Source organism: Desulfomonilia bacterium (genome assembly GCA_036567785.1).
In the GTDB taxonomy this organism is placed as follows: Bacteria; Desulfobacterota; Desulfomonilia; order UBA1062; family UBA1062; genus DATCTV01.
The window spans coordinates 1-10428 of sequence record DATCTV010000012.1; the positions used below are offsets into that span (position 1 = coordinate 1).

The window sequence follows — 10428 nt, forward strand, 5'->3', positions numbered from 1 at the left end:
AACCCCGGCTTCTCTCTCCTTCAGTATCCGGATTATCTGCTCCTCTCCAAATCTCCCTCTCCTCATGGTACGATCCTCCTCTTACCTTTTTACCAGATCATACTCGCTTCAAATATGGCTTATTTTTCGGGGGGAAGGTCACTGTCTCAACCTGGCATCAACCTTTTGTTTATCCTGAACAACGATGCTGACAGAATCGGTGTATTCGATGTTGTTTGCATCAGTTGTGCTGACTGTGAACGTGTAGATGCCATCGCCGGTCAGCCTCAGACCGTAGTTGGGGACGTCCATGACATTATGACTATTGAAATTTAAACCAACTTCAACATTATACCGCCACGAAAGTCTGGGGAAGCGCAGCAGGAATACGAAGTAAATAATCAGACAAGAAGAATCAATGGCATTTGGTTTTACTTATCAGCTTATCAGCTCAACAGCTTATTCCTGTGCCGCCTATTCCTGCTCAAGCGGCATCAGGCTTTGTAAACAACCTTGCCCGCTGCGATCGTGGTTGTAACCCTGCCTTTGAATTTCCAGCCGATAAAGGGCGAGTTTTTGGATTTCGAGACCAACATGTCTTCGGTCAGTGTCCATTCCGCTTTCGGGTCGACAATCGCTATGTCTGCCCGGCCTCCCTTATCGATCCTGCCGCCTTCTATGCCGAGGATTCGGGCGGGGTTTATCGTCACCATTGCAAGGATGTTCATGAGCGGGATCCTGCAGTCGTAATGCAGCTTAAGGATTGCTGGCAGCAGTGTCTGCAAACCGGTGACGCCGAAGGGTGCGAGGTCGAAATCAAGGTCCTTCTCATCCTTTGCATGAGGCGCATGGTCGGTTGCGATGCAGTCGACAGTGCCGTTCTTCAGGCAGTCGATAAGCGCCTGTCTGTCTGCTTCCGAGCGCAGAGGAGGGTACATCTTCGCATTCGTGTCATATGTCCGGACGCGCTCTTCGGTAAGGAGCAGGTTATGTGGTGTCACGTCACAGGTGACCGGCACGCCTGATTTTTTTGCATCCCTGACCGCCGAGATACTGCCGTGTGTGGATACATGGGTGATATGAACCGGGATTCCCAGTTCGGCGCTTATCATGATATCCCTGGCAACCATTACGTCTTCGGCGATATTGGGGATCCCCGGAAGCCCGAGCCTTGATGAAAGCCTGCCCTCGTTCATGACGCCCTTTCCCGAAAGGGTCCTGTCCTGGCAGTGCGACATGAGGATAAGACCGAATGTCGAGGCATACTGCATAGCCCGTCTCATCATGGCTGCGCTTTCTATGGGGTTTCCGTCGTCGGATACGGCAACGATTCCCGCTTTCTTCATTAGCCCCATTTCAGAAAGCTCCCTGCCCTCCATGTTCTTCGTGGCAGCTCCGACCGGAAGGACCCTTATGATCCCTGCGTCGGATACTTTCTTCATGATATGTCCTGTCACGGACGGATTGTCGTTGACGGGCCTGGTGTTGGCCATGCATACCGCGGTGGTTATGCCTCCAGCCGCTGCCGCCATGCTGCCCGAAAGTATGTCTTCCTTGTATTCGAAGCCGGGCTCCCTGAAATGCACATGCATGTCGATGAGGCCGGGGATAATCCACTTGCCAGTCGCATCGATGCATTCAGATTTCTTCGCCGCTTTTGCCGATTGCCTTATGTCCTTTATTATTCCGCCTTCGATCTCGATGTCGGCTACGGCGTCTTTTTTTGTTGCAGGATCGATTACTCTTCCGCCCTTAATCCACATTTGAGCCTCCAAGACAGAGATACATGAGAGCCATTCGTATCGCCACGCCGTTTTCAACCTGATCCAGGATTATGGCGCGCTTGCTGTCGGCAGCATCCGAGTTTATCTCCACGCCGCGGTTCATGGGCCCCGGATGCATGATCACCGCATCCTTTTTCATCATGGCGACCCTTGCCTTGCCCAGCCCGTAGAAGCTTGAATATTCGCGGTCACCGGGAAAGAGGTGCTCGGCGATGCGCTCTTTCTGAATCCTCAGCATCATGATCACATCCGCATCAGGTATGACGGGATCGAACTCCGTCGAGACCGCAGCACCCCATGATTCGATGCCCGGGGGCATAAGCGTTTTCGGTCCAACAAGCGTGACCCTGGCCCCCATTTTTTTAAGTCCATACACATTCGAGCGTGCCACACGCGAGTGCATGATGTCGCCTACCATGACTACATTGAGCCCTTTGAGCGCGCCGAAGTGCTCCCTCATGGAATACATGTCGAGAAGGGCCTGCGTCGGGTGCTCGTGATACCCGTCGCCCGCATTTATGACCGAGCAGGGGAGCTCTTTCGCCAGACGGGGCAGCATGCCCGCATACGGATATCTCATGACTATGCAGTCCGGCATCATGGCCATTATGTTCTTTGCCGCATCCATCATGGTTTCACCCTTCTGGAAGGCGCTTCCCGTCTGGGAGATGGCGACCGTGTCCGCGCTCAGCCTCTTGGCTGCAATCTCGAATGAAAGCCTTGTACGGGTGCTGGCCTCATAGAAAATAAGGACGACGGTTTTGCCTCTGAGCGTCGGGACTTTCTTGATGTCGCGTCTGGAAATTTCTTTGAAATTGGGTGCCAGATCAAAAATTGTGGTGATTTCTTCTGCCTCAAGGTCCGCGATTCCTATAAGGTCCTTATGCGGCCAGTTCATTTTTTCACCCCGGTTATTATGACATTGCCCAGTTTTGAGGTATCATCAGGCACGTTTATCTTGATAATCTTTTTTGACGGGAGCTCGATAGTTTTCCCTGTAAAGTCAGCCTGAATGGGGAGTTCGCGTCCACCCCTGTCAAACAGCACCAGGAGGTATATGCGCCGCGGCCTGCCGAGGTCGACGATATGGTCGATTGCCGCCCTGACTGACCGCCCCGTATTAAGGACGTCGTCTACCAGGATGACGATTTTACCCTCTATGTCGAACGGGATGCTGGTCTTTTTCACTTCGGGATAGAAAAGCCTTTTCGAGAGGTCATCCCTGTACAGGGCTATATCCAGTTCTCCCAGCGGGATTTCCCTGCCAAGCCTTTTTTTCATGAGCCTCACAAGGTGTTCGGCAACGTGTTCGCCGCCGCTCCTTATGCCGATGAAGACAATGTCTTCCCAGGTTTTGAACTTCGACTCAAGCTTGTCCGCCAGTTCCTGAAGCACCATCCCGACTTCGCCGGGCGTCAGAAGAATATCAGTCACCGTATTCCTCCTGTTTTTATACTTCTACTTTACCAGACGCCCTATCCTGAGCAGCCTGTTGAAGAAATTGCTCCTGTCCCATGAAAAATATATGATAAGGGCCTTGCCTTTTATATTTTCAAGCGGAAGCTGACCCCAGAAGCGGCTGTCATAGCTCTGGTCTCGGTTGTCGCCCATTACGAATATGTTCCCGGGCTTTATAAGCGTTTCAGGCATATTGTCCCTTACGACCGATATCCCCCTGTCGACAATATAGGGATCGGTATATTTTTCATGCCCTTCCCTATATTCACTGCCGTTAACAAAAACCTTTTTATTGATTATTGCAACCGTATCTCCGGGAAGTCCGACAACACGTTTCACGAAATCCATTTCATGATTCATGGGGAATGTGAATATGACTATGTCCCCCCTCTTCGGGATAATGTCCTTTCCGATTATCTTATATGTGGTAAATGGTACGGTAACACCATAGTTGTATTTTGTCGCCAGGATATGGTCGCCCTTCAGGAGGGTGTCTTCCATTGATGAAGACGGTATGCGGTATGCCTGGATGAGAAAGGCCCTGATTATAAGCGCAAGGATAAGGGCGAAAAGAAGCGCCTCGCCCCATTCCCTCAGCTGGCCTTTGCTTTCCGGTTTTTTCTTTATCGGTTCCCGGCTGACTGAGTCCGGATTTGCCTGCTGGTTATTCAATGTATCCTCCCTGAAATAAAGATTATTTTATTAAACTTCCGATCCGGCTGAACCTGGGCCTGCCGAGTATATTGTCCCATGAAAAATAAATTATCCCGGCCTTGCCCTTGATATATTCAACAGGGAGCTGACCCCAGAAGCGGCTGTCATAGCTCTGGTCGCGGTTGTCACCCATGGCGAAGACATAGCCCGGTTTGATCTTTAACGGTCCTGTGTTATCGCGGATGCTGCTTGGTCCCTGTGTAAAATCACGGTTGTCGGTGTATTTCTCATGGCCCATAGCATATTCCCTGCCGTTTATATATACCTTCTTATGGCTGATCTGAACGGTGTCGCCGGGAAGCCCGATGACACGCTTTACGAAATCGAGCGACTTGTTTTTCGGGTACGTGAATATGATTATGTCGCCGCGTGCAGGGATAATATCCCTGCCCCAGATCTTTTTGGTGGTGAAAGGCAGAGTCATGCCGTAATTGTATTTTGTAGCCATTATGTGGTCACCCTTTAAAAGTGTGTCTTCCATTGAAGAGGATGGAATGCGGTAGGGATGAAGAATGAAGGCCCTGATAAAAAGCGCCAGTATCAAAGCGATAATGAATGCCTCGATCCACTCCCGTCTCTGGCTCTTTTTCTTTTCAGTAAGCAACTACTCCTCCTTTATACTGAGGATTGCGAGGAATGCCTCCTGAGGTATGTCAACCCTGCCAAGGCGCTTCATGCGCTTTTTGCCTTCCTTCTGCTTTTCGAGCAGTTTCCTTTTTCTGGTTATATCACCGCCGTAACATTTTGCAGTAACATTTTTCCTCATGGGTTTTACAGTCTCGCGTGCGATTACCCTGCCGCCGATTGCCGCCTGAACATCCACCTCGAACATCTGCCTCGGCACGACGCGTTTGATCCTGAGCGCCAGATCGCGGCCGCGTTCATAGGCCATGTCCTTGTGCACGATCATGGAAAGGGCATCCACCGGGTCGCCGTTTATGAGTATGTTGAGCCTTACAAGGGGCGACACCTTATAGTCCAGAGGTTCATAATCAAGGGATGCGTAGCCGCGGCTTATGGTCTTTAATTTCCCGAAGAAATCAAGGAGGACCTCGTTCAAAGGCAGGTCAAAGGTCAGAATGACCCTGCTCCCCGTATAATAATGCAGCTCCTTCTGTATGCCGCGCTTCTCGAGGCAGAGGGATAATATTCCGCCGACATATTCCGACGGTGTATGTATCTGCGCCCTGATGTAGGGTTCTTCGATATGATCGATGTACTGTGCGTCAGGCAGCGCTGACGGGTTGTGCACTTCAAGGATTTCTCCTTTGGTGGTCTTAACCCTGTATACGACAGTGGGTGCCGTAATTATAAGGGCCAGACCGAACTCACGTTCGAGCCTTTCCTGGATGATTTCCATGTGAAGGAGCCCCAGGAATCCGCACCTGAAGCCGAAACCGAGCGCCGGGCTGCTCTCGGCTTCGAAGATCAGCGATGCATCGTTCAACGAGAGTTTTTCAATGGCGTCCCTGAGTTCGGAGTATTCCACGTTGTCCGCCGGATACAGTCCTGCAAATACCATCGGCTGTATTTCGCGGAAACCGGGTATCTGTTCCGTCGCGCCGTCCTTTGCCGTGGTTATCGTATCACCCACATGGACATCCCTGATTTCCTTGATTGCGCCGGCCAGGAATCCCACGTCTCCTGCTCTTAATTCCTTGATATCCATGGCATCGGGAGAGAAAACGCCCAGTTTTGCGACTTCATAAACCGCGCCGGTAGCCATGAACTTTATCTTCATGCCGGGAGTGATCTTGCCCTGCATGACCCTGAAAAGCGCTATCACGCCCTGATAGGAATCGTACCAGCAGTCGAATATCAGGGCCGAAAGCGGGGCGTCAGGGTCTGCCTTGGGCGGCGGTATGCGTTTGACAATAGCTTCAAGAACTTCTTCGGTACCGATTCCTGTTTTAGCCGAAATCGGCAGGGCGGCGTCTTTTGCCGGAACGCCAACTATTTCTTCTATCTCTTCTATTATTACATCCGGCCTTGCCGAAGCCAGGTCGACCTTGTTTATTATGGGAATTATCTCAAGGCCCTGATCGATCGCCAGATATGCATTGGCCAGAGTCTGGGCCTCAACACCCTGTGTGGCGTCAACAAGCAGCAGGGCTCCTTCGCAGGCGGCCAGCGCACGGGAGACTTCATAGGAAAAATCAACATGCCCGGGCGTATCTATCAGGTTGAGAATATAGTTTTTTCCGTCTTTCGCCTTATACGGCATCCTTACGGTCTGCGCCTTTATCGTGATGCCCTTTTCCCGTTCGATATCCATGCGGTCGAGGTACTGCTCGGCCCCGCCTTTTTTAATAAGGCCGGTATTCTCCATCAGCCTGTCCGCAAGAGTGGACTTGCCGTGGTCGATATGCGCGATGATGGCAAAATTCCTGATATTTTCCATAGTTTCTGAAGATGGTTAATGCCTTTCGCAGACTCACTTTGTCAATAGCGCACTTCGCAATATCGGTTAAGCTTTTATAATGGTTGCTTTCTGAACAGAATTAATTATGAAAACCCCGATTTTGTGCGCTATCGACATGGGGATGCTAATCGGGTATAAAACAGTCATTGTTGTGAATTTCATATATTCAGGAGGAAATATGATCTGCCCTTTCTGTCAGAATAACAACAGCAGCAACCAGCCCGTATGTCCGAAATGCAAATCAGACCTGTCCGGGTATTATTCATTTCTCGATATAAAGGCTGACCTTGCTGATATCAACACCTCAATATCAACCATCAACAGCACGGTGGGAAGGATCAGTTCAAGACTGTCAAAACTGGAAAACACCATGTTCAAGTCTGTTGATATTCCGGCACCGGCACCGGCAGAACCTGAACCAGTCGAAGCGAAGGCGGAGCCAAAACCTGAACCTGCAGCCAGGGTTGAAGATAAACTTGAATACATTAGAAAGCCGGAGCCAGGCCCGCAACCTGCCGTTTCCCGGAAACCCAGGGCTTCTTCCGATTTCGAAGTCCATCTGGGCCAGAAATGGCTACTTATTGCCGGTATCATATTTACAGTTCTGGCCGTTGGCTGGTTTCTTAAATACTCGTTTGAGAGGAACTGGGTGGGTCCGGCCGGAAGGGTGGCCATGTCTTATCTGACAGGCCTTTTTTTCCTCGGGGCTGGCGAATGGTTCAGGAGGAAAAAACTGGAAAAGTTCGGACTTTACCTTGCAGGCGGCGGGATAGCGATTTTGTATTTCGCCTCATTTGCCGGTTTTTATATCTTCCATCTCATAGCTCAGCCTGTAGCCTTCGGGCTCATGATTATCGTAACGGCACTGGCATGCATCCTGTCCATATTCTATGACACGAAATGGCTTTCCGTGCTCGGTCTCATCGGCGGGTTTGCCACACCTGTCGCACTCGGCACCGGTGTGGACAACCAGATGGCATTGATGAGCTATATGACCATCCTTAATATAGGCATCCTGGCGATTGCATTTTACAGGCAGTGGAAGCTGCTCAATTATCTGGGGTTTACATGCACATACGCACTTTTCACAGCATGGTACGCCACATATTATTTACTGGAAAAGTTCTGGCCCACCATGGTGTTCCTGAATATCTTCTTCCTGACTTATGCGTTTGTGCCATTCGTATATCATATCAAGAAGGAGCATGAAAAAGAACTTATCGGACTGGGTATGGTCATAATGAACTCGTTCATCGCTCTGGGTTATGCTTTTATCATGATCAAAGAATATGCCAGGATAGAGTATGCAAGCATCATTACGCTCCTTTATGCAGCTATATTCCTATGGATGGCTCATTTCATTTCAAGGCACAGGAGGGAACAGATTGAAGCGCTCGTGATGCTCCTTGCCAATGCAATGCTTTTTCTTGTTCTCACGGTGCCGATACTTTTCTCCAAAGAGTGGATTACCGTTTTCTGGGTGCTTCAGGCGGCCGTTATCCTCTGGGCTTCAATCAGGCTCAATAACAGGCTTTTGTATGGATGCTTCGCAATTGTGTTTCTTCTTGCGGTCGGCAAGTTCTATGTTTACGACTATTTTATGGTGTTTATGTTCAGTGCGGATTGCTGGTGTTTTTCTTCAGGGTACACTAACCAGCTTGCCGGACGGATTGTGACCACAGTTATCACGCTGGCTGCAATGTTTCAGATTCCACGGATGCTCTCCTCTGCCGACCCGGAGATTATGATGGAGCCGAAGTTCGACAGAATTGCTTCCTGGTCGTTATTCATTATCGGGCTTTTTATAACGCTTAACATGGAGGTGTCCGGATTTTTCAGCGATTATTCGCCGGGTGCCCAGTTCGCATCGATTTCAGTACTCTGGACGATCTTTTCAATCGTCATCATGGCGGAAGGGTTCATCAAAAATATTGTCGTGCTCAGACATTCGGCGATAGGACTGTTTGCCGTTACCATGCTTAAGGTTTTCTTTGTCGATATGGCAAATGCAAGCACGCCGTTTCGTATTGTATCATTCCTCGTCCTCGGAATGGTCCTTATCGGGGCATCATACCTGTACTACAAGTTCAAGGACAGGATACTCTCAGATGTGCAGAGGAAGGATTGATTAAAATGAGGACAATCATATTTCTGGTTGTTTTGTCGGTTGCAGGATGCTTTGAAGCCATTGCCGCAGACATGTCGACATTCAGTTATCAAGCGGATATCAAGGGAAACAGCTGGAAAAATACCCCTGTCGCACTCAGGCTTCCCTCAGATGTGATATTCAGGACCGGTTCCTCATTGAATGATTTACGCATATTCGATGAGACCGGTCATGAAACACCCTATGTCATCTATCCTTCAAGAAGGCCTCAGCAGACCGAAGAGAGTTTTTCATGGGAAATCACGGGATATGACAAGTCAGGAAATCTGAGGGAAATCATGCTGAAAAGACCGAAAGGTATCGGCGCATTCAGGGATATCGAGCTTATAACCCCGGATACCGATTTCATGAAGCAGATTGAGGTTTATGCTTTTAAAAATGGGCAATTCCAACAGGTGGGAACAGGCATGGTCTATGATTTTTCAAAAGAGGTCAGGTTAAGGAATACAACCATAAAGACCGCGATCATCGATGCTGATGTCATCAAGATCGTAATTGATGAAAAAAACCCTGCACCGAAACATGAATCCGAGAATATGAGCCTGAAATATAAAGACCTTGAGTTTACCGCAAGCTCACTCAAAAAAGGCGATATCAGGATTGAAGGGCTGACAAGTCATGTGCCTGCCGTTACCGAGGGGAAAACGGATTATGACAGGAAAACTTATGATTCGCCTGTCATTAAACGGGATAAGGCTGACAACTCGGATATCGATCTCGGACTTTTGAATCTTCCCATCGAGCGCGTTTCATTCGATATAAGAACCCCGTACTTTTACAGGGAGGTAGAGTTGTGGAGTTCGGAGACGAATGAGAAAAATTCATACATGCTTAAGGCAAGGGACGTAATTTACCGCATCCCCGGGGTCAGGGATGCGAAATTGTCTGCCTATTTTTCGCACTCAAGATGCAGGTACGCGATGCTCAAGGTTATTGATCAGGACAACTCTGAGCTCGACATTTCAAGCCTGAATGTCGAATGGGCGAGCCTCATGCTTTATTTCATACCGGTTCAGGGGCAGAGATATACTCTTTATTTTGGTGCCAAAGGTGTAGACGCTCCGCATTATGAGATGAACCTGCTTGTTCCTGACAGATACGATGTTCTTTCCTCTTATGAAAAGGTAAGCCTCGGACCTGTCACTGAAAACAGCAGGTTCAAGGAAAAAGATTTATTCACATGGTCAGGTCTGCAGAAATACCTGATAACAGGCCTGGCCATAATAGTTGCGATTATTCTCGGGTTCTGGATTTACAGGCTCAGCAGAAATATCCCGAAGGATAATGGCTGAGTAAAGGGATGTCTTTGAATCGGGGTTAAAAGGATGACTAACAGCTTAAATCATCAGGAAGAATACGGTTGATCAATTTATATAGAGTATTGCTGTGCCTCTTGCTGACACTCAGAAGATGGGCGGATATGCTTTTATGTATTTTCACCTGGGGTAATTCCGGGTCAAACCCCGTTGCAGGCAATGATGAAATCAACCGTGAGTTCATATATTTGACCTGGCCGACATCACAGGATGCAGCTTTTGAAGATACGACATGAAACCCTTTCAGTATGTTGTCAATAGTGCGGCGGTCTTTTTCGGAGTGATATTCAAGAAGGATATAATCAATGGCATCAAGGCGGTGTTTTATGTTTTCCAGGATATCCACTTCACATCCCTCTGTGTCGATCTTAAGAACATTTAAAGAATTGATGCTAAGATTATCGAATTCAGAATTTGCTTCTTTAAGGGGGATTTCTATCTTCCTATTAAACCCACATTTTGCGTTTGAGGAGACTGTAACTTTCACATAGGTTTTTCTTTTGATATAAATTGGCTGTAAACGTACATTGTCAGGCTATTTCAACTGCATTGCGGTTGAGTGAATGGCTGATGGAGCTTATTTGGTCG

10 protein-coding genes are annotated in these 10428 nt (G+C 48.7%); 3 read left to right on the forward strand and 7 right to left on the reverse strand.

Features of this window, described 5'->3' with window-relative positions; all coding sequences use genetic code 11:
• Nucleotides 1–315: hypothetical protein (locus tag VIS94_03265; protein HEY9160089.1), on the forward strand; the 315-nt coding region annotated here is incomplete at its 5' end.
• Nucleotides 316–473: 158 nt separating this feature from the next.
• Here the strand turns inward: VIS94_03265 and VIS94_03270 are convergent.
• Genes VIS94_03270 through lepA form a run of 6 tightly spaced genes read right to left on the reverse strand, consistent with a single transcriptional unit; the run spans nt 474 to nt 6336 of the window.
• Complete coding sequence (locus VIS94_03270) at nt 474–1742, reverse strand: dihydroorotase (GenBank protein HEY9160090.1); 1269 nt, start codon at nt 1740–1742, stop codon at nt 474–476.
• Complete coding sequence (locus tag VIS94_03275) at nt 1732–2661, reverse strand: aspartate carbamoyltransferase catalytic subunit (GenBank protein ID HEY9160091.1); 930 nt, start codon at nt 2659–2661, stop codon at nt 1732–1734. The genes VIS94_03270 and VIS94_03275 overlap by 11 nt, the downstream gene beginning before the upstream one ends.
• Nucleotides 2658–3197 carry a bifunctional pyr operon transcriptional regulator/uracil phosphoribosyltransferase PyrR gene (gene pyrR, locus VIS94_03280; protein ID HEY9160092.1) on the reverse strand — a complete coding sequence of 180 codons (540 nt, stop codon included), beginning with the start codon at nt 3195–3197 and terminating at the stop codon, nt 2658–2660. The genes VIS94_03275 and pyrR overlap by 4 nt, the downstream gene beginning before the upstream one ends.
• Nucleotides 3198–3221: 24 nt before the next feature.
• Entirely contained in the window at nt 3222–3893 is a 672-nt protein-coding gene (gene lepB, locus VIS94_03285) for a signal peptidase I (GenBank protein HEY9160093.1), read from the reverse strand.
• A gap of 22 nt (nt 3894–3915) precedes the next feature.
• Nucleotides 3916–4539, reverse strand: a complete 624-nt coding sequence (gene lepB, locus VIS94_03290; protein ID HEY9160094.1) for a signal peptidase I — start codon at nt 4537–4539, stop codon at nt 3916–3918.
• Entirely contained in the window at nt 4540–6336 is a 1797-nt protein-coding gene (gene lepA / locus VIS94_03295) for a translation elongation factor 4 (protein HEY9160095.1), read from the reverse strand.
• A gap of 199 nt (nt 6337–6535) precedes the next feature.
• Between lepA and VIS94_03300 the strand changes: the two genes are divergently transcribed.
• A complete protein-coding gene (locus VIS94_03300) occupies nt 6536–8485 on the forward strand; it encodes a DUF2339 domain-containing protein (GenBank protein ID HEY9160096.1) in 1950 nt (649 codons plus the stop codon).
• 5 nt (nt 8486–8490) lie between these two features.
• Entirely contained in the window at nt 8491–9816 is a 1326-nt protein-coding gene (locus tag VIS94_03305) for a hypothetical protein (protein HEY9160097.1), read from the forward strand.
• A 37-nt stretch (nt 9817–9853) separates the two neighbouring features.
• On the opposite strand, the gene VIS94_03310 is transcribed toward VIS94_03305, so the two are convergent.
• The gene (locus tag VIS94_03310; GenBank protein HEY9160098.1) at nt 9854–10327 is read right to left on the reverse strand and encodes an FkbM family methyltransferase; all 474 of its coding nucleotides are present in this window, start codon (nt 10325–10327) and stop codon (nt 9854–9856) included.
• Nucleotides 10328–10428: the final 101 nt, after the last annotated feature.